17 protein-coding genes are annotated in these 21888 nt (G+C 48.2%); 14 read left to right on the forward strand and 3 right to left on the reverse strand.

The window, feature by feature from the left end; genetic code table 11:
• Positions 1-187: 187 nt before the first annotated feature.
• Positions 188-529: a YolD-like family protein gene (locus DC345_RS16205; protein ID WP_076288242.1), complete on the reverse strand. Its 342-nt coding sequence runs from the start codon at positions 527-529 to the stop codon at positions 188-190.
• Positions 526-1770, reverse strand: coding sequence for a DNA polymerase IV (locus tag DC345_RS16210; protein WP_113053951.1), 1245 nt, complete (start codon positions 1768-1770; stop codon positions 526-528). Before DC345_RS16210 ends, DC345_RS16205 begins: the two co-directional genes overlap by 4 nt.
• An 860-nt stretch (positions 1771-2630) precedes the next feature.
• On the opposite strand from DC345_RS16210, the gene DC345_RS16215 reads away from it, so the two are divergent.
• The 6 genes from DC345_RS16215 to DC345_RS16240 all read left to right on the forward strand — a co-directional run bounded on the left by DC345_RS16215 (position 2631) and on the right by DC345_RS16240 (position 10819).
• Positions 2631-4856, forward strand: a complete 2226-nt coding sequence (locus DC345_RS16215; protein ID WP_113053952.1) for a hypothetical protein — start codon at positions 2631-2633, stop codon at positions 4854-4856.
• Between the two features lie 26 nt (positions 4857-4882).
• The gene (locus tag DC345_RS16220) at positions 4883-6094 is read left to right on the forward strand and encodes a HEAT repeat domain-containing protein (RefSeq protein ID WP_113053953.1); all 1212 of its coding nucleotides are present in this window, start codon (positions 4883-4885) and stop codon (positions 6092-6094) included.
• 22 nt (positions 6095-6116) lie between these two features.
• Positions 6117-7514: a glycosyltransferase family 2 protein gene (locus DC345_RS16225; protein ID WP_181586610.1), complete on the forward strand. Its 1398-nt coding sequence runs from the start codon at positions 6117-6119 to the stop codon at positions 7512-7514.
• Positions 7515-7577: 63 nt separating this feature from the next.
• Positions 7578-8381, forward strand: a complete 804-nt coding sequence (locus DC345_RS16230; protein WP_113053954.1) for a response regulator — start codon at positions 7578-7580, stop codon at positions 8379-8381.
• Positions 8382-8519: 138 nt separating this feature from the next.
• The gene (locus tag DC345_RS16235) at positions 8520-9887 is read left to right on the forward strand and encodes a nucleotide sugar dehydrogenase (protein WP_113053955.1); all 1368 of its coding nucleotides are present in this window, start codon (positions 8520-8522) and stop codon (positions 9885-9887) included.
• A 32-nt stretch (positions 9888-9919) separates the two neighbouring features.
• Entirely contained in the window at positions 9920-10819 is a 900-nt protein-coding gene (locus DC345_RS16240; RefSeq protein WP_258530690.1) for a hypothetical protein, read from the forward strand.
• Positions 10820-10955: 136 nt separating this feature from the next.
• Here DC345_RS16240 and DC345_RS16245 read toward each other — a convergent pair whose 3' ends face one another.
• A complete protein-coding gene (locus tag DC345_RS16245) occupies positions 10956-11834 on the reverse strand; it encodes a helix-turn-helix transcriptional regulator (protein ID WP_113053957.1) in 879 nt (292 codons plus the stop codon).
• Positions 11835-12368: 534 nt separating this feature from the next.
• Between DC345_RS16245 and DC345_RS16250 the strand changes: the two genes are divergently transcribed.
• The 8 genes from DC345_RS16250 (at position 12369) to yaaA (ending at position 21872) form a co-directional block, all read left to right on the forward strand.
• On the forward strand, positions 12369-13568 hold the full coding sequence (locus tag DC345_RS16250) for an LLM class flavin-dependent oxidoreductase (protein WP_113053958.1): 1200 nt from the start codon (positions 12369-12371) through the stop codon (positions 13566-13568).
• A gap of 230 nt (positions 13569-13798) precedes the next feature.
• On the forward strand, positions 13799-15073 hold the full coding sequence (locus tag DC345_RS16255; RefSeq protein ID WP_113053959.1) for an ABC transporter substrate-binding protein: 1275 nt from the start codon (positions 13799-13801) through the stop codon (positions 15071-15073).
• Between the two features lie 3 nt (positions 15074-15076).
• Positions 15077-15949 (forward strand): carbohydrate ABC transporter permease, encoded by an 873-nt coding sequence (locus tag DC345_RS16260; RefSeq protein ID WP_175383100.1) that lies wholly within the window; start codon positions 15077-15079, stop codon positions 15947-15949.
• 177 nt (positions 15950-16126) lie between these two features.
• Positions 16127-16942, forward strand: a complete 816-nt coding sequence (locus tag DC345_RS16265; protein WP_113053960.1) for a carbohydrate ABC transporter permease — start codon at positions 16127-16129, stop codon at positions 16940-16942.
• Between the two features lie 136 nt (positions 16943-17078).
• Positions 17079-18296, forward strand: a complete 1218-nt coding sequence (locus DC345_RS16270) for an MFS transporter (RefSeq protein ID WP_063565627.1) — start codon at positions 17079-17081, stop codon at positions 18294-18296.
• A gap of 797 nt (positions 18297-19093) precedes the next feature.
• Positions 19094-19681 (forward strand): cell wall hydrolase, encoded by a 588-nt coding sequence (locus DC345_RS32450; RefSeq protein WP_113054059.1) that lies wholly within the window; start codon positions 19094-19096, stop codon positions 19679-19681.
• 344 nt (positions 19682-20025) lie between these two features.
• A complete protein-coding gene (locus tag DC345_RS16280; protein ID WP_113053961.1) occupies positions 20026-20904 on the forward strand; it encodes a prohibitin family protein in 879 nt (292 codons plus the stop codon).
• Positions 20905-21119: 215 nt separating this feature from the next.
• Positions 21120-21872, forward strand: coding sequence for a peroxide stress protein YaaA (gene yaaA, locus DC345_RS16285; protein ID WP_113053962.1), 753 nt, complete (start codon positions 21120-21122; stop codon positions 21870-21872).
• Positions 21873-21888 lie beyond the last annotated feature (16 nt).

Raw genomic sequence — 21888 nt, forward strand, 5'->3', positions numbered from 1 at the left:
CTCCTTTACCCTCCTGAGTAGCCGATGAATCATCAATCCGTGCTTTTGATTCTTTTGAACGAAATGATCCGTTAGGAATCTGGCCTGTCGGTTGCTTCAGACTTGGTTCAGAATGTGTAGGAAAACGGTCCTGCATAGCAATGGCTATGCTGCATCTATTCCTGTATACCCGCAACCCCAGCCCGCATCATTCATTCGCGAGCACCACATCCGTAATAAGATTCATCTGAATGTCCCGGGTCCCGCTCTCCATCAGCAGCTTAAGGGTACGGGCAGGGGAGTCCAATCGGAGCACCTGTCCGGTAAAACGGATATCATCATGTTCATGAAACAGGGTGATGGTGACTGCATCCCCAAGCAGCATGGAGTTACTAAGCAAACGGGACATTTCTTCCGCTGCCTGGGCATCCAGGGATGGACGGGTACGGGGAGCAAGTTGCTCCTGATGAATGATGTAGGCTTCCCGGTGTTCAGGAAGCATCATGCGCGAAGATTCAAAAATCCCGTTTTGCTGTAATTTTTTACTCATTTATAGTGACCTCCAATTTTATGAGAACGGTCCTGTGCCTGCGCGGACGAGCAGAGCGAGGAGGCCCGCATGATCGCGGTTTCTCCGAACTTGCGCTTGATGTCATCCGTGGCACGTTCCAGTTCTCTTTTGCGTTCACGGTCATCGAACCAGGACAGCTGTACTTCGGAATCAGGCACAAGCCCGGTCAATGACACGCTGATGCGGCGAATGGGTAATCCGTCCCAATGGCGCAGAAACAGAGCTGCTGCCGCATCGTATACTTCATCGGTGATGTTGGTAGGTTCATTCACCTTCATCTGGCGGGAAAAGCCGGTTGGACGATCGTAATCCTGCCCCCGACATCCTACAGAGACGACATGGCCCATGAGCGATTTGTCCCGGGAACGCCGGCTGACCAGCTCTGCCAGTTCGAGCAGTACCACCTTGATGTCTGCCCACGATTCATAGTCCCGAGGCAATGTCATCTGATGTCCAATGCCCTGCTGCTGGTGGGCATATGTCCCGGGTTTTACCGGAGAATCATCGATTCCGCGGGCAATACGCCACAATACCTCACCATTTACACCCCAACGTTCTCTAAGCCGGGACAATGGAGTCTGCGCCAGATCACCGATCGTATGAATTCCCATCTTATAGAGATGCTGCCCCATCCGGGAACCGACCATAAACATGTCTCGAACAGGTTTATTCCACAACGTTGTCTGCATGTCCTTGCGGGGCAGTGTATAGATGCCTCCCGGGACTTTTTTGGCATACAGATCACAGGCCATCTTGCTGACAACCTTGGTGTCGCTGATGCCGACGCGGATATAGACGCCAGTCTCATCCATGACCCTGTCCTGGATGCTGCGGGCAATTGTTTCGGGACTGCCGAACAGATCCAAACTTCCGGTGACATCCAGAAACTGTTCGTCAATGCTATATGGTTCAACCAGGTCGGTATAGGACTGAAGGATACGGGTAATGTGTAGGGAAACACGGATATATTCGGCCATCCGGGGACGAATGACGACAACATCGGGGCATTTGGCAAGAGCCTCGCCCAGACGTTCTGCTGTAGTAATTCCATAGGACTTGGCGAGTGGGCAGGCTGCCAGAATAATACCTGAACGGCGTGCAGGATCTCCCGCAACAACAAGCGGACGGTCTCTGTATTCAGGATGTGCAGACTTCTCCACACTGGCATAAAATGACTGGCAATCGGCCAGCATAATGACACGTCCGTCTTTGCGGGGCATAGTACTTCTCTCCTTTTATTCATAATTCGGCTGCTTCTGTGCAGCGATGGGATTCATTCAGCCAATGTTATTTTACAGTTTATTTACAGTATGGAACAAGTGTTCTTGTTTTATAAGCATATCCGACAATGTCAGACGCGGCAACCGGAATTATTTTGCAAATTGGACACAAATATTGGATGGACCTAATAGAGTCAAAATTTAGGAAATAAGATGTATTTTTTTACATTTCATGTAAGAGATCCGTGACTTCCGGGTGATGACCGGGTGTTCATTGGGCTTTATGTAAAAGTAATATAAATGGGCACAGTCCTATAGGGGGGGACTGATGTCCTTTTTTCATTTTCTGCACTTTTCAGAAAACCTTGATAGGACGCGGGTTTTCAAGGATGCGTTATCGGACTATAGTATCAATTTTGTAATCTTTATGGTTAATACTGTAAAAATGTCCGCAACTTTAAAATATCATTAGCGTTTAATGGGGTAAGCGTTCAAGCGGAAACAGATCTCGCAATCCGCGTTGCATATAACAATAACGGGTAGAGATGTGCAAGGCTGGAAGAACCTCAAACGGACGGTTAAAGTGGCAATATTCGTGTCCATGGAACATAAGAGCAAGAAGGAATCCTGGATGCTAGTTGATGGCGCATTTTACGAATTATGGGCAGAATGTTGCAGTTCACGTTTGCTTCCATCAGCCTAGTTACAAATGCAGAGACTTAGAGCTATAGTGAGAACTACACCGCTGACATCTCTACCCAAAGCGGACATCCGATGCGGAATTTCCCGTAGACCTTCATGTCATTTAAGATCCGCAGATGAAGCAGGATGCATACTAGAGAGGTGAGCAATTAAGAGCCATGAGCAGACGAAGACGAAGACGCTGGTTGCTAACGATGTTTGCAGGAGCGGCCGTAGTGACAGGCGGAATACTTGCCGGCTGGCACTATATGCAACCCCAGCTCGTTACGTACACAGCGGACAATGGCACGGAGATGAAATTCAAGACCGATGGAGACCGGTTCATGGAATATGGACCCGATGGTGCATGGCGGGAGATGTTCGTGAAAGGTGTGAACCTGGGCGCGACATCACCAGGACATTACCCAGGCGAGTTTCCGTTGACCAAAGAGGATTACTTGAAGTGGTTCCAGCAGATTGAGGATCTGGGGGCCAATGTCATCCGGGTGTACACGGTACATGAGCCGATTTTTTACACCGCATTGGTTGAGTATAACCGTGGCCGGGAGCAACCGTTATATTTTATACAGGGCATATGGTCGCCGGAAGAAGAGTTGATCGAGAAGCAGGATGCCTATGCTGACCATATTGAGCAGACGTTCAAGCAGGAGATTGAAAAGGCGGTATCGGCTGTATATGGGGATGCGGACATTCCCGATAAACCGGGAGAGTCAAGCGGCAAATACAAGACGAATGCCGGGAAATATCTGATGGCTTGGCATGTGGGAACCGAGTGGGACCCTTCGATGGTGAACAACACGAATGAGAGCCATCCTGACGTGCCGCAGTACAAAGGCGTTCATTTTTCCGGGACGCAGGATGCATCACCGTTCGAGAATTGGCTCGCAGAGCTGCTGGATTACACCGCCGTGTTGGAGAAGAAATACGGGTGGGAGCATCCGATGACCTTTACCAACTGGGTAACCACCGATGTGCTGGATCATCCGGGCGAGCCGCTGTTTGAAGAGGATTTGGTGAGTGTGGATGCGCGACATATTCAACCGGAAGAGTGGCAGGGCGGATATTTTGCAGCATACCATGTGTACCCTTATTACCCGGACTTGTTCCATACGGACCAGACACTGCAGACGATCAAGGATGAGAACGGCGAGTACAACACGTACAAAAGTTATCTGCGCAAGCTCAAAGCCGAGTTTTCCGATATGCCTGTAATGATTACAGAGTACGGTGTACCGTCTTCGCTTGGGATCTCCCATCTGGGTATGGGAGGTCGGGATCAGGGCGGACATAACGAGGCCGAACAGGGCGAGATCGACGCATCGCTGACTCAGGATATTTATGATGAGGGGTATGCGGGAGCGATTTTGTTCATGTGGCAGGATGAGTGGTTCAAAAAAACCTGGAACACGATGCCGCTGGAAATTCCCGCTGATCGGCGGGCCTACTGGCTGAACGTGCTGACTAATGAGAAGATGTTCGGTCTGCTCGCCATGGACCCGGGTAAGCAGGAACAGCTGACCATCGACGGGAAACTGGACGACTGGAATGATCTGAAGAAGGAAGAGGTCACCATCTGGCAAGGCAAGGTAGAAGGCATCAAGGAAATGAAAATGACCCATGATGAAGCCTACCTGTACATTGGCATGACGCTGGAACAACCTTTTGACCCGAATCAGACTTTGCTTCGTATCGGAACAGATACGCTGGATGGTGGCAATCAGCCAGGTACGAGACTTCCAGATCGAACGCTGAGTGACGGACTCGAAACAGTGATTACACTGGGGCAGGATGATGAATCACAAGTGGAGATCGCCAAGGACTATGACTTTAACCAGCGCCTCTATGGCAAGGACGGTTACGGTATGCTGCCCGAGAAGCAAGAGAATGCGGCAGATCCATTCCATCCATGGAACCTGGCTGTCAGCCTGCGGATGACCCCACCAGATACCCGGTCGGCCCAACCGTTCATGAATGAGAAGGTGGGTACATTGAAACGGGGAACGACAGCTCCGGATCAGTCCGATACCGATTCGTTAACCGCCTGGCAGTATAACGGTAATCAGATCGAGATGCGTATTCCCTGGATGCTGCTTGGATTCGGTGACCCAAGTTCACTGCAAGCGATCAAGTATGGAGCGCTGAAAGGTGGACGGGAATTCGAAACTGTCGCAGTCAAGGGTGTGACCCTGGTTCCGTGGCTAATGGATCGTTCTACTGGAAATATCTCTTGGCCTGGTGGTGACCAGAAGACACTGGATGTGAAAACATTGCCTATATACAGCTGGAAGCCATGGGAGCAGGTACAGTACAGTGAACGACTGAAACTGAGCTACGAGGAAATGAAGAAACGGTATGAACAAATTCCAAGTTTTCAGACCGAATAAATGAGTATAAAGGAGGACCTTTTCACATGTTTCCGAATTTGGCTTTGGCTTATCTATTTCTATACATCTGTACGGCGCTCGTCGCTGTGGGTGTAATCCTGCTGTTTGCCATGAAAATGTCCCACAACGGCAAACGGCGCAAGATTGAGTTTTATAAACTAAAGCAGCGTGACTACTTTACGTATCTGCAGACGGCGTTGACAGAGGACAGTCCCCTGAGATTGCCACCTGGGAAGCTGGCCCCGCTTGAGCGCCGGGTCATCCAGAGCAAACTTATTGAATGGATCGATCAGTTCAAGGGCGAGTATCGCAACAAATTGATTGTACTCTGCCGTGAAGCCGGATTTGTAGAGCATGATCTGAAGGAACTGAGTCGTATTCGTTATGGACGCCAGATTGATGCAGCTTATCGATTGGGCGGCATGCGTTGTCCAGAGGCCGTTCCAGGCTTAATGGAATTGCTTAAGGATGAGAAACCCGGCCCGATGGCGATTATGATTGGTCGTTCAATTGCAAGATGTACCACTCGTCAGGGTGAACTGAAAGACATGCTCGCACTGTTGTTGACCAAAGGAAAATCGATTCATCATCTGGCAGCAGATATTCTGCTCGAAACCAGTCTGGATACAAGCAGAATTTTGATTGAATTGCTGGAAGATCGCAATCCTGACTTTGTCAAAGTGGGACTGGTTGCGATGTGGGGACAAGCTGTGCCGGAAGTAATGCCTGCACTCGACAGACTCGTTGGCGCAGAACATCAGGATGTACGGGCAGAAGCGGTGAAGCTGTACCTTAGCGCAAGTCCGGCACTTCAGGACGAAACCATTCTGAAGCTCATGCAGGATTCGGACCCGGAGGTGCGTGCCGAAGTGGTTCAGGCGCTCGGTTCAAAACATGCGGCAGGCAGCATTCCACTGCTGCGCAAAGCGCTGCGTGATGAAGATTGGGGAGTACGCTATAACAGTGCGGAGAGCCTGGGCAAGCTGGGTGAACCGGGATTTGAAGCCTTGTGTCAGGCCGCTGTGGAGGGCACAGGTGCTGAACGGGAAATTGCAATGCAGCAGATTGAGAGCACGATGCAGCACTCAGGAACAGACCACAAAGCCGTTGACCAGATGATTGCACATAACAAAAAAAGGCTGCTGTATGATCGGTACTTCGGTCCCGTACGTGGGAACCGGACAACAAGCAAGAAACGTACAGGTGTGGCTGCGGTAGGAGGGGATTACACTGCTTAGAGATCTACTATTAATCTACGGCATGGTTGCAATCTATTATGTCGTTGCCGTAAATACGCTTTACTTTTCCATTCTGGCCTTGTCATTCCGTAACATTTGGACGATCTTCAGGCGATCGCATTATTCCAAATACAATACGTTGTCAGGCTCGGAACTGGTACCATCGGTTTCCTTGCTGGTTCCCGCATACAACGAGGAACTGACGATTATTGAAAATGTGAACTGCCTGATGACGCTGAATTATCCAACATATGAAGTCATCGTAGTGAATGATGGATCCAGCGATACCACCTTAAAGGTGTTGCTGGAAGAATATCGTCTAAAGCCGGTACCCAACACGAAGATTCGGGGCAAGATTTCCTGTCAGAAAATTCGCGGGATCTACCATAATCCGGAATTCCCGGACCTTTACGTCATTGACAAGGAAAACGGCGGGAAGGCCGATTCCCTCAATGCCGGAATCAACCTGTCTCATTATCCGTTGATTTCTTCCATCGATGCCGACTCTTTGCTGGAGAAGGATGCCCTGATTCGTATGGCTCGCATGTATATGGAGAATCCGGAAGAGACGGTTGCTATTGGTGGGGATGTACGGATAGCCAACGGCTGCAAAATCGAGAATGGGGCAGTGCAGGACGTTTCACTGCCTCGCAAGATTTGGCCGATGTTCCAGTCCATCGAGTATCTCAAAGCCTTTCTCGGCGGACGGATCGGTTGGAGTCACATGAATGGTCTGATCATCGTCTCGGGTGCCTTCGGCATGTTCCGTAAGGATGCGGTTATCGCGGTTGGGGGATACCGAGACGGTTATCCGGGTGAAGACATGAACATTATCATCAAACTTCACCGTTATATGCTGGAGAACAAACTGAAATACCGCGTAGCCTTCTGCCCTGAAGCCGTTTGCTGGACACAGGCGCCAGATTCCTACCGGATCTTGTCCAGTCAGCGCAAGCGCTGGGGACGTGGAAATCTGAAGAACATGATCGAGAATCGCGGCATGTTGTTCAACCCGAAATATAAAGTCATGGGCATGCTGACCATGCCGTACAACATCCTTTTTGAAGCGCTGAATCCGTATTTTCGCATTACCGGACTTCTCGCTCTCACGGGATATGTACTGATGGATATGACCCAGTGGCCGATTCTTGTACTCTTTGGATTGCTCAACGTGGTGAGTGGTTATCTGCTGAGTGTGGGAGCCCTAGTGCTCGAGGAAATTGCATTCAAGCGGTATAACAAGCTATCGGATCTGGTCAAAATGCTGTTCTACTCCGCTCTAAAATTCGTCGGCTATCATCAACTCGGCGTGCTGTGGAGACTGCAGGGGCATATCCAGTTCATGCAAAACAACAACTCATGGGGTACCATGACACGCCAGAGCTGGTCCGAGGAAGAGAAGACAAGTGAGGCAGCTTAAGCTAAGCACAGGCAATACAGCAGAAACAATATAGATAACCGAGGGAGAAGGGTGGAAAAGAACATGCCAAATACGGCGACATTGCAGCGTGAGGCTGCCGTTAATGTGTATCGCAGTGTAGAACAGGGATTGAAAGAAACGGGTGCCGAAACATGCGGCTTAATGTTCATCCATTGTGCAGGGCAGTCTCAGCCGGAGCAGCAGGTCAGGACACATCTGGAGCAGACCAGTGAGTCTGCCTTCCAGGTCTGGGAGGATGGAGCCACACAGGCGATTGCTGTCCTGCTGCCAGGGTTGACACTGGATGAGGTTCATTATGAGGGGCTTCGCATCAAGCATGAATTGCAGGAAACGGTACCTGGTGCCGATCCACAAATCACGTTGGCAAGTTTCCCGGCAGGTGAACGTCCTTCAAAGGCAACCATTCAACATATGGCTGAGTCCGCCAAACTGGTAGACCCGTCGGAGATTCATATCTACACGCTGGACAACACGGCAGACGATCCGGAACGAATTTTGATTGTGGATAACGATCCGACGGTACGCGAGTTCCTGCAATTACGTTTGAAGATGCAGGGGTATGAAACCTATGAAGCGGTGGATGGACTGGCTGCACTGGAACTGATTGAGAAAATCGCGCCTGACCTCGTGCTGACGGAATTGAATCTGTATGGCATTGATGGTCTGCCGTTCATTCAACATATCCAGAACCTGGATGTGGCGCAGCCGCCCAAAATCGTCGTATTGACGGAACAGCGTGTGGAACAAACAATCAGTCAATGCTTCCGCAGCGGAGTCGATGATTATATGACCAAACCGTTCTCGCCTGTGGAGCTGGATGCCCGAATCAGGCGTTGCCTGCATTAAACGCAACCACAAGTAAAGCCAAGAGAAACAGATAGTCTTCATTAATTTTTATCAGTCAAACAAGTATATCTACAGACAAACATCTATCAAATGGATTCGTCAATTAACCAAACAAATACACTGCCCGGAGGGAATATCATGGAGAATCAACAATTCCACACATTATTGAATGCGATTGAAAATAAAGAAGCGGTGCTCGGCGTGGTCGGGCTCGGTTACGTAGGATTACCACTTGCGGTGGAGATGGTCAATCAGGGCTTCACGGTAATCGGGATTGATCTGGATGCATCCAAAGTGGAGAGCATCTATCAGGGAGATTCCTATATTCACGATATTTCGTCCGATGAATTGAAAAAAGTGATGCAAAGCGGCCGCTTCCAGCCTACAACGGATTACAGCATGCTGCGCGTGATTGACGCGTTGAGTATCTGCGTACCTACACCGCTCAGTGAAAATCAGGACCCGGATACGTCTTATATCGAGACGGTTGTGGATCAGATTAAACTGCATATGAAACCAGGTATGCTGATTACCCTGGAGAGCACCACTTATCCGGGTACAACCGAAGAGCTGATTCAGGATGAGCTGGACAAGATCGGACATGAAGCAGGCAAAGACTACTTCCTGTGCTTCTCGCCTGAACGTGTGGACCCGTCCAACGGACGATTCACTACGTTTAATACACCAAAAGTAATCGGGGGCACAACTGAAGCTTGCCTCAAGCTGGGAACAGCGTTGTACAGCAAATATGTTGAAACGGTTGTACCTGTATCTTCACCAAAAGTGGCTGAAATGTCCAAACTGCTGGAAAATACGTTCCGCAGCGTAAACATTGCCTTTGTTAATGAAATGGCCATGATGTGTGACCGTATGGGCATTGATATCTGGGAAGTTATCGACGCAGCTGCGACGAAGCCGTTTGGCTTCATGCCTTTCTATCCGGGCCCTGGTATCGGTGGGCACTGCATTCCGCTTGACCCGATGTACCTGTCCTGGAAGGCCAAAGGATTCCGTTTCTACAGCAAATTCATTGAGCTGGCGCAATCCACCAATGACAATATGCCATATTATGTACTGAACAAAACATCAACCATTCTGAATGAGTACGCAAAATCGGTACGTAAATCCAACATTCTGTTGCTTGGTATGTCGTACAAACCGAATATTGCCGATTTGCGTGAATCTCCAGGACTGGAAGTCTACGAACTGTTCAAGGAAGGTGGAGCTAATGTCAGCTATTATGATCCACATGCTGAATCGTTCCGGGACAAACATGGCGAGACGGTTTATAGCGAAGCGTTCAATCTGGAACAGTTCAAGAAGTACGATTGCATCGTGCTGATCACCAACCACAGCGATTTGCCTTACTTTGATATTGCCGAGATGGGTGTGCCGATTCTGGATACACGTAATGCGTTCAAAACGTATACACATCCGCACATTTACAAGATTGGTCATTCGGTACAGCACCCTGTGCTTGAGCCAAGTGAAGCGTTGCTCGTCTGAGGAATCTAACGAACAAGTGGGGCAAATTGACGGTGAAGGCAAAATGGGCCATCTTGGCCCTGCTGTTCTGCCTGCTTCTTCTGCCCTGGCTACTCAAATGGTTTTCACATGAGGAACATAAGGCGACCTGGCTGTGGGACGCTTCCATTATTGCAGAGCAGACGCCTGAGATTATCTCCTTCTCCAAAGCGCAGGGCGTAGATACCATTTTCTTGCAAATTCAGGATGAGGTACCCGATGCGACATACCGCAAATTCATCGCGGCTGCGAGCCAGGCTGAGATTGAAGTACATGCCCTTAATGGTCATGCAGACTGGGCCTATACGGAGAAGCGGGAAGAGGGACTTGCGTTTATTGAAAAAGTACGGGCATATAATGCAGCTTCAGCCAAAAAGGAACGCTTTGAGGGAATTCAGCTGGATGTGGAGCCTTATCAGTTAAAACGCTGGGAGGACGAGCAGAATAGCGTTATTGCGGAGTGGAGCGACAACATGAAGGCCTGGACCAAAGCTGGTAAGGATGCCGGGCTCTACATGAGCGCCGCAATCCCTTTCTGGCTGGATGCACGCGAGTCGGCAGAAGGCGGAGGTACATTCAGCCGCTGGGTGATTGACCATTTTGATGCGGTGGCTATTATGGCCTATCGGGATAGTGGTCAGCAGATGTATGATCTGTCCAAGGAAGAGTTGGACGAAGCGGATGAGCTTGGCAAGAAGGTATGGGTTGGAGCCGAGCTTGCAGATACACATGAGGGCGATCATCTAACCTTTTTCAGCAAATCCATCACCAACATGGACGAAGAAATGAAGAAAGTGTTTGATCTCGGTGCTTCTCATTCCTCTTTTGCAGGTGTCGCAGTGCATCATTATGAGGCATGGTATGCAAAGGAAAATGGAATTCCGCTGGCTCGAAAGAGCGAGGAGAAGAAGTAACGGGCGTATATAGTTAACAAAAAGATCGTTGTAAGTTAGCAAAAAGATCGTTGTAAGTTATAAACAGGAAAAGGCAAGTCTCCGGTCAAGGAGGCTTGCCTTTTTTGCTATTCATAGCTTGCGGCTTGGCGATAAATCAGTTTTTGTTTTTGTTGTTCTCGGCCGTTCGATAGCGGTTGGGTGGAAGACCGACCTGCTTTTTGAATGCTTTGGAGAAGGAGAACAGGTCAGGGTAACCGACCGAGTGCGCTACTTCAGTTAACGTTAACGGGGTCTGAACAAGCAGTCGTTTGGCCTGATTCATTTTCAGGCGTTGAATGTATTGGACAGGAGACAGGCCGTAGGCTTTGCGGAATTGTTTGGCAAAATGGGTCCGATCCACGCCTGCGTGTGAAGATACACCTTCCACGGTAATACCGCCGGCAAAGTGAATATCCATGTACTCCTTGCCCTTTTGCAGCCATGGTGTAGCAGTGTCTGGTTGAAGCACTCGGGTAGTGGGGGATTTGGCAATGCGGTCAAACAATCCGAGAAAACGGGTAAGTCGTCCCAGGTCGCTTGCGCCTCCCTGAGGTTTGCGAACCTCTTCCATAAAAGCACGCATGCCACTTGCCGTCTCCGGCGTGAGTACACCTGAACGATGCGGCGCGTCCGGCGTAAGCCCGATTCGTGCCAGAAGTTCAGCTGCATGTTTTCCATCAAAGGCAATGAAAATTTTGTGCAAAGATTCCTTCGGGTCGGACCAGTACTCATGGGTAACCTGTGGATACAGGCAGAAAGCATCACGGGCACGCAGGGAATAACGATGTCCGTTCTGGATGAACGTTCCCTCGCCCTCCAGAACAAAAATCAAATAATGAAAAGGCGTCGTTCGAGGGCCAATATGATAATTGCTCTTGGCTATATTACGGCCAATTCGAATCGGCCAAGCTCCACCGGCTTTCTCGAATTCAGACGGAGTAAAAAAAATAATATCCAAAAACTCGTGGTGGTCCTCCTTCATGCTCTCGATCATCAGGAACACCTCTTTAATATAAGTATAGTTTGTAATCTCTGAAAGTTTCTCTTATAACCTATTATACAGGTGGGTTTTGTAAATATTCAAGATCGAGAAGACCTATTCCTGTGAATTCACCACAAAATGACAAAATAAAATTACCGCGAAATGACATTGATCACAGACAAATCAATTGTTATGATGTCCATACCTATTAAACCAAGTTAATTAATCGGCATTTGGATGTAAACGTACTTATAAAATGATTAGAAATTAGGCGCACTTTAAAAATAAGGTTAACGAGTGCGAACGTAGTGGAGGGGACGAAATCGATTCTGAAGAAGCAACGCGTTCACCTGAAAGCTTTCTGAGAGAAAGCTACATCGGAAGCATAAGCTATCTCCGGATTTTACCCTTGAAAAAGAGATAAAAGAAAATCTGGAGATAACAGTGATCGAAAGAACGATTCGTAACCGGAACGGCCAATGTGCACAACACCGATCTTATTTTTAATCATGAGACTTTATTTATTCATAGAAGGGATTGACTTGCATGAGCGAACAGGAAGAGATGAAGTTTGGTTGGTTTTTGCCTACAGCAGGAGACGGAAAGTATGTTGGAGTTGCCCCGGAGAGGGAACCGAGCCTGGATTATTTGGTTCAAGTGGCGCAGACAGCGGAGACGGCAGGTTTTGAATTTGTATTGATTCCGACAGGTGGAGCCTGTCTGGATGCGTGGGTTGTGGGTTCGGCTGTCATGAGTCACACGAAAACACTGCGTCCGCTTGTGGCGATTCGCCCAGGTCTGGTCACCCCTGTATTGGCGGCACGAATGGGAGCGGCACTGGATCAACTGTCTGGCGGTCGTGCCATGATCAATGTGGTGACAGGCAGCTCGGTTCGGGATTTGGAGGAACTGGGAGATCCATTGGCTCATGCCCATGATGAACGTTATGAACGGGCGAGCGAGTACATGGAAGTGATGAAGCGTTCATGGACACAATCGGCCGGGCTCAATCTGACCGAGTTTGCCGGAAGTGGTGCTCAGTCGAATCAGGAAGCATCCGAAGACAAATCGGAGTTTAATGGTAAGTATTACAATTTCAAAGGTCCGGTAGGCATGCCTGAAACGGTGCAAAAGCCATATCCGCCGTTCTACCTGGGTGGAAGTTCACCGATTGCCAAACGGGTCGCTGTTGAACATGCAGATACATTCCTCATGTGGGGCGAGCCGCATGACTGGATTCAGGAGCAGATCGAAGAAATTGAAGTCATTCGCGAACAGATCCAAGAGGAAACCGGACAAGATCGCCAGTTACGTTACGGCATGCGGGCACAAGTACTCATCCGGGATACGGAAGAAGAAGCATGGGCGGCGGCTTGGGAGATTATTAGCAAAGTCCCACCTGAAGCGATTAAAAAAGCCAAAGCAGCCTTCGCAGAGACGGATGCAACCAACCAACGTAGACAGAATGAGCTGCGGGAGCTGTCCGAGAAACAGCAGTTCGTCGTAGGTCCCAATCTGTGGACAGGGTTATCCGTTGTTCGTTCCGGCGGAGCAATCCTCATTGTCGGTACAGCGGAACAGGTTGCAGAACGATTGATGGAATATGGGGATCTGGGCGTGACCACATTTATTTTGTCCGGTTATCCACATCTGGAAGAAGCCGAAATTTTCGGCCGGACGGTGATGCCCATCATTCGTGAGAAGTGGAAAACAAGACAGAAGAAGCATTCAGTTACTACGAACTAAGTTACTACCAAATCTAAGTAAGGGCCCCTTTTTTACACTTTAACGGAGAGGGCAGAACCGATCTGAAGAAGCGGAGCGCTCGCCTTTATCCCCGGATTTTAACCATTTATAGAGATGATTCAAAGAAATTCGGGGATAACAGCGATCGGAAGATGGTACTGCACTCGGAGTATCCAGTGTAAAAACATTCGTGCAACTTACATTAATCATCCTTCAGGAGGTCTTCTTTCATGAGAAAAAAACAAAAATATATCCTGCCCCTTGTCAGTATGCTGGTGATGTCCATCCTGCTGTCTGCCTGCGGCGGCGGGGATAACGCAGCATCAGGAGGGAAAGACTCCTCCGGTTCGGGCAAAGTAACAATCAGCTTCATGCACTGGCGTGGAGAGGATGTGGAAGCACTGAACAAGACCATTGATGCGTTTGAAAAGGAAAATCCGAACATTCATGTGGAAATGCAGACTCTTCCTTCGGACCAATACCAATCCACTGTACAATCCAAAATCAGTGACGGTTCGGTCGGGGATGTATTTGCTTCCTTCCCTGGTGCACAGTTCGAAGCCTTCACCAAAGCCGGATTGTTCACCGATCTGACCGGATCGTCGTTTCTCTCGGCCTACAATCCTAAGCTGATTGAAGCAGGCCAGCACGATGGCAAGCAATATGCAATTCCTTATCAACTCGTATATAACGATCCAATCTATAATGTGAAGCTGTTCGAAAAATACGGACTGACACCACCGACGGATTGGGAAGGTTTTCTGGCGCTGTGCCAGAAGCTGAAAGACAATGGTATTATTCCGATTGCCTTCGCCGGAGCGGACATTGGTCCGGGTCAATTCATGAATACGATGGTGATGAACAATGCACCGAGTGACGACATTTTTACCAAAGTGGAAGCCGGAGAGGCCAAACTGACGGATGAGTTTTGGGTAAAAACATTGACTCAGATCAAGGAACTGAACGACAAAGGATACTTCCAACAGGATGCACTGGGAACGAAAGACCCGGCAGCGGGTGCACTCTTTATCCAGGAGAAAGCAGCCATACTGGCGAGCGGATCGTATCAGTTGGCACAGAACAAACTGCAAAATCCGAATCTGGAGCAGAAGCTGCTTGCACCGATTACGGTGAGTGCCGATCAGGCGAAGTATGAAGGTGTTCATACCACCACATTTATGCTTGCGGTGAACAGCAAGTCCAAACACCCCGAAGAAGCGAAGAAGTTCATCGAATTCTTGAGCAATCCGGAAGTGGCTGGCGAATATGCGAACCAGACGGGACAGAATGTAACGGTGAATGATGTGAAGTACGATACACCTGAGCTCCAGGTTGCCGGAGATTGGGCGAGCAAAAAGACCGTGTTCCAGCCACGGTTCACCATCCTGAACGGAGATAATCAGAAAGCAGTAACCAACTCCATTCAGGCTGTACTGAGCGGTACTTCTCCTGAAGAGGCAGCGCAGCAGGCACAGGCGATCATTGATCAACATATCGGGAAATAAACGATGAAGAACCGTATTCAGCTATCCCTGTTTCTGTTACCCGGGTTGCTGCTGTACGTTGCACTGTTCGTATTTCCTACATTGACGGGGCTGTTCTACTCCTTTACGGATTGGGATGGGGTATCCCCGTCGTATGCATTTGTAGGGCTGGATAATTACAAGGACAGTCTCAGCAGCATCGTATTTCGTAAAGCCTTTGGCAACAACGTGGAGTTCATGTTGACGGTTGTCATTGCACAAACCTTTATTTCACTAGTTCTGGCGCTGCTCTTGGTACGTAACACAAAGACACGCATCGCGCTTCGGGCACTGTATTTTCTGCCTGCGATTCTGTCTTCCGTATCGGTGGGTTTGATCTGGGCTTTTATGTACGATCCTTCGATCGGACTGATTAACTATGGATTGAACGAGGCAGGTATGGGGAGCATGGCCCACAACTGGATTGGTGATCCGAAGATCGCCATCTACTCCATTGCCGCGGTACAGGTCTGGGCACATGCCGGACAGATGATGATCGTATTTATCGCAGGTCTGCAAGGCATTCCGGCGGAACTGTATGAAGCAGCACGTATGGATGGCGGCAGCAAATGGCAGGTATTCCGTACCGTGACCTGGCCGCTGCTGGCACCTTCGGCAACGATTGTTGTGGCCTATACGACGATTCAATCGTTCAAGGCGTTTGACCTCATTTTCACCATGACGGACGGAGGCCCTAACTACGCTACTGAAATTTTGACGACATACATCTATCATACTGCCTTTGGTAGCTACTCATTTGGCCTTGCTTCTGCGGGTTCGATGATTTTCCTGGTTCTGCTTGCTTTGCTGACGTTATTGCAGTTCAAAGCGTTGCGTGCCGACCGGGTAAGCTATTAACGATTGGACGGATTGATATGTTAGTGAATAGGTGAGTCGTGAGTATTTAGTTGTTAAACGAATTATTGAACGAGTTCTGGATTTCATTACGTTGAAATGACTTTAGGGCAGAAAACTTGAATGAGAACGATGCCTGAGCAGACCTAAAAGACTTATACAAGAAGGGAGGGGGTTCATATGGTTTTAAAATGGTTCAATCGACTGATCCTATTGGTGTACGCCCTGTTAATTCTTGTGCCGCTGTACTTTGTATTTGTGTCATCGTTCAAAACGAGCAGCAACTTCTTCATCAGTCCATTTAGCTGGCCGGACCCATTTACGTGGGATAATCTCACTGGTATGTTTCGCAATCAGCCGATGTGGCAGTATTTCGGGAACAGTCTGGTCGTGACGCTGGGCACGGTTGCGATTGAGTTATTGCTCAGCAGCATGATTGCTTATGCCATTGTTCGCTGGGGCGGCAGCGTGGGCAAAATGGTGTTTGCCTTGTTCGTTGCCGGGCTAATCGTTCCTTCCCAAGTGAGCATGCTGCCGATCTATTCTCTGACGCGTACGCTCGGATGGTCGGACAGTCTGACAGGACTCATTGTAGTATCAGCCGCGATGTTAATGCCGGTCTCCGTATTTATGCTGACAGGCTTCATGCGTATGCTGAATGCGGAAATACTGGAAGCGGGCAGTATGGATGGAGCAAGCGAGTGGAGGCTCTATACACGGATTGCACTACCACTCGTCGCACCTTCTTTGGCAGCTACAGCGACGTTCCTGCTCGTGATGGTATGGAATGATCTACTCATTCCGATGCTGATGCTCAGCAGTAAGTCCAAGCTGACGTTACCACTCGCACTCATGCAGTTCCGCGGGGAATACGTGACAAACTATCCGATGATGCTCACCGGTGTGCTGGTAACGGCTATTCCGATGATCGTGTTGTTCCTGCTGCTTCAGCGTTATTTTGTGGCAGGTCTGACAGCGGGTTCACTCAAGGGGTAAGGTATGGGAAGAAGATTGGATAAAGATCATTATAAGATGGGCGAAACTGCGTATTTTACATTGATTTCTGGATCATTCTGCATAATAATGGTTTAGTGTCAGAATGACTACATAGAGATCAAGGGAGCTATAAGACATGAGCAAACTGGAAGTATTGCGGAATCCCAAGCAGCGCAAGCTGCTGTTCAGTGCTGGCATGAGCTGGCTGTTTGATGCCATGGAAGTCGGCATGATTTCCTTCATCGTGGCTGCACTTGCCAAGGAATGGAGTCTCAGTCCCGGACAAGTCGGGGTGCTTACGAGTATCAACTCCATCGGTATGGCGCTAGGTGCATTGCTTGCGGGCGCACTTGCGGACCGTTTTGGCCGAAAGGCCATTTTGATGTGGACACTACTGATCTTTACGATTGCTAGTGGACTGTCAGCATTAGCAACCGGATTCGCCGTATTGTGTGTGTTGCGTCTGATTGCAGGTATCGGCCTTGGCGGGGAGCTGCCCGTTGCATCTACGTTGGTATCGGAGTCGATGCCTACAGCAGAACGTGGACGTGCAGTTGTACTGCTGGAGAGTTTCTGGGCAGGTGGCTGGATTGTATCAGCACTCATTGCCAACTTTGTTATCCCGGAATACGGCTGGAGAATTGCCTTTGCCATTGGTGCCGTTCCAGCGTTCTATGCGTTGTATCTGCGCCGTGCCATTCAGGACCCGCCTCGTTACAAGAACAATACCAAGATTAAGAAAATCACGTTCCGGGAAAAGGTTGCGACGGTATGGTCAGCACCTCATCGCCGTACCACGTTGATGCTCTGGATCTTGTGGTTTACCGTCATTTTCTCTTATTATGGCATGTTCTTGTGGCTACCTTCGGTGGTTATGGCAAAAGGCTTTACACTGGTCAAAAGCTTTCAGTACGTGCTGATTATGACGATCGCACAGCTGCCAGGTTACTTCACGGCGGCGTACTTCATTGAGCGGTTTGGCCGCAAATTTGTACTTGTCGTTTATCTTACATTGACAGCAGTAAGTGCGATTGCTTTTGGACTGGCAACAACGGAAGCGACGATCCTGACCGCAGGGATCTGTCTTTCCTTCTTCAATCTGGGAGCTTGGGGCGGTCTGTACGCATATAGTCCGGAATTATACCCCACTTCCGTTCGTTCAACAGGTGTGGGTCTTGCCACATCGGTAGGCCGAATTGGTGGCGTGCTTGCTCCATTAATGGTGGGTATGTTGGTTCAGCGTGAGGTTGCAATCAGCCTGATTTTCACGATTTTCTTCGTGACCATCCTTATTGGGGCAGCGGCTGTGCTGTTCCTGGGCCGGGAAACCAAGGGTCTGGAATTGGCTGAATAAATGTCAATAAATACAACGCAACTTTTGTACGGGTCAACCTGCCTACGGAAATGATGGGCTGGACGAGCGGCAGATGGTTGATACAAGAAGAGGCATGACTATGGCGTGACCATGGGCTCATGCCTCTTTTTGCTGTGTCTGGAGTGGGTTTTCGCCTGCGCCATCGGTCCGATAGACGTCACTTTTTTGATATCCTATAATGACACTCGGGATGTAGGGCCGTGAGGATTCAGGGGGAAGAAGTGGGATCTGGATTCAGAAAAGTGGAGGTTAATGGAATGATGAAGAACAATATTAAAATGGATCAGACGCGTGAAATGAATGAATTGAGCGAAGCGAATGCAGAGAATATGATGAATGAGCAGAATAGAATAAGTGACAAGAATAGAATGAATGAAAAGCATATGATGAGTGGACAGAATGGCGTGTGTGAAGTAATACGTGTGACTCATCATGTCGGAATGAATGTGATGTACAGTTATAATGGCAATGATAGGATAAGCGAGATAAGCGAGATAAGCGGGAGAACGGATGTGATTGATCTTACTCCTGTTAAAGAGATGAGAGAAATGAAACAGATGAAGATGACGAGCTATATTTACAGCCTTGATGAAGGGTTTAGGTTAGATCGCGGGGATGAGAAGCTTGATCTGCAAGATATGCACACAAGCACTGACCACATGGAACCTATTACCGTCAGTCGGAAAGTCACCCATCGCAGGGGGAAAAAGGCTGGCAAAAGAGCAGGACGAGTCAGTGTGCTTCTCGGTGCCTTTGCAATGGCTCTTGGCCTTACGATGGCAGCTCCATCTGCCGGGGCGCAGAAGCTGGAGCAGGGCGTTCGCGGTGAACATGTGCTGCAATTGCAGGAGCAATTAAACGAACTGGGATATTTTAAAGCTGGATTGACTGGATATTACGGTTCTATCACCAAAGGCGCTGTCCGTAAGTTTCAGCAGGCTCAGGGGCTGAGTGCGGATGGGATTGCAGGTCCGGCAACACTAAATAGACTGAACAAGAAGGCTGCTGCCCAAGGTAATACGCTGCGCCAGCTCGCGAAGCTGATTCATGGGGAAGCACGCGGAGAATCCTTTGAAGGACAAGTTGCTGTAGGCGCGGTCGTCTTGAATCGGGTGCATTCGGATGTATTCCCGTCATCGATCCCGAAAGTGATTTTCCAGAAAGGGCAGTTCACGGCCATAGACGATGGACAGTTTAATACAAAGCCAACCCACACTTCCTATCAGGCAGCTCGTAAAGCCTTGAATGGTACTGATCCGACACACGGAGCACTCTATTATTACAATCCGAAAATTGCGACGTCGTTGTGGAGCAAGAGCAGACCAACGTTGCTGACGATTGGACAGCATGATTTTACAAGGTGAGTTTAAGTAGAAATTTATCGTTTAATATTTGAAATATAATGATGAACCTCGGCTGAACGCTGCTGAATGCAGACGTGCTACCGGGGTTTATTTTATATTTTGGTAATTGAAACCGAATAAGATTTTACAAAGTATATATAAAGAAGGATATAATTAGTTGCAATTTATAAATTTGTGCTTGGTTACATCCATAGAGGGGAGGACGAATATGCCATTTATTGGGGGAATCATTTTAATCTTGATCCTAGCATTTATTCTATGGGCATTAATGATCCCGCTATTCAATAAAATAGGTAGTAGAATTCTGAAAAAGTACGATAAATTCAAACAAGAGGAGAATGCAGATGAAAAATTCAAAGACGTTTAGGGTAGGGGCGATCACGGTTGCATTGGTTATTATCGTGGGAGTATTACTGGTGACCTTCTTTGTCACACGAATTCCTAATGGATATGTCGGAGTTGTATATTCACCCAATGGAGGCGTAAAAGATAGCACACTGAGTCAAGGGTGGAAACTCGTTGGAGCGTTTGATAAAGTGACGAAATATCCGATCCGAATTCAAACGGTTGAATACAAAGATATTCAGATTGCGACTTCTGACGGGAAGAACATCACCATCGATTTTGCTTATAACTACCAAGTAGAACCAAGTAAAGTATCTTCTATCTTTAATACATTTGGGCCAATTAGCATTCAAGAAATTGAGGATACATATCTCAAAACACGTTTCCGTGACGCAGCTCGTAAAGGTATTTCCAAGTTTACAGTCATTGATGTATATGGTGAAAAGTCATCCGATGCAGGAGTGGACGTCCAGCAACGTTTTTCTGATGACGTTAAAGAGTTAGGCTTCATCGTATCAAACGTTACTGTAGGTGTTCCTCAACCTGACGCTAAGACTCAGGAAGCAATCGATAAGCGTGTTGAAGCCTCTCAAGAACTGGAACGTAAAACGACTGAACTGGAGATCGCCAAAAAAGAAGCAGAGCGCAAGCGAGTGGAAGCACAAGGTAATGCAGACAAACTATTAATTGAAGCAGAAGGTCAGGCTAAAGCGAATAAAGAGCTTCAACAATCACTATCGAGTCAACTCGTTGAATATGAAACTATTAAGAAATGGGATGGAGCCCTTCCATATGTAAGTGGGTCCAACACGCCAATGATTCAATTGCCGGGTACTAAAACAGAGCAAAATAGCAGCGCGGGGAGCGTATCTCCCTAATAGCAGTTTGAAATGCACGTTTTGCTTTCACACCCATTTAAAGTGTTGAATGTTAATGAACAAGCTGGTCCAATCGTGGGCGGGCTTGTTCATTTTTAATCCTTTTCAAAGGTGACATGAGAGATTTAGTTAAGCCCTGACATTGGATTCACCTAGCCAATCCTGTACAATGAATAACGACAAAAACAACGGTAGATTAAGGATGGATCAGCACGATGAGAATTATCATATCACCAGCTAAAAAGATGAAGATTGATACCGATCTTATGGCTATTGCGCAGATGCCGCAGTTTATAAAAGAGTCAGAACAGCTACTCAGTCTGCTTCAAAAGTTAACCTATGACGAACTCAAAGCGATGTGGAAGTGTAACGATGCAATCGCCGAACAGAACGTGGAGCGGATTCGAAATATGAATATAAAAGCAAATCTTACGCCAGCCATATATTCCTACGAGGGCATTCAGTATCAATATATGGCTCCAGGTGTTTTTCAACATGAGGAACTGGCGTATCTTCAGCAGCATTTACGCATATTATCCGGTTTTTATGGCATGTTACGCCCTTTGGATGGGGTTACCCCTTATCGGTTGGAGATGCAGGGCAAGCTGCAAGGTCCAGGTTTCAAATCTCTCTATCAATTCTGGGGCAGCAAATTGGCAGATCAGCTTCAAGAGGAAAGCAACTGTATTCTGAATCTGGCTTCCAGAGAGTATAGCAAAAACATCACTCCTTTTTTGAGCGAGGAAACCCGCTTTATCACTTGTGTATTTGGACAAATGGTTGATGGTAAGCTTGTTGAAAAGGCAACCCGGGCCAAAATGGCCAGAGGTGAGATGGTGCGATATATGGCAGAGCGTAAGATTACAGATGTGAAGGATATCAGAAGCTTTGATCGGTTAGGTTTTGCTTTCTCGGAAGAGAAGTCGGATGAAGGGAATTATGTATTTATATATTCAGAGGGGAGATAGCTAGGTTGTACAACGT

This window comes from Paenibacillus taichungensis, from assembly GCF_003287275.1.
GTDB classification, from domain to species: Bacteria; Bacillota; Bacilli; order Paenibacillales; family Paenibacillaceae; genus Paenibacillus; species Paenibacillus taichungensis_A.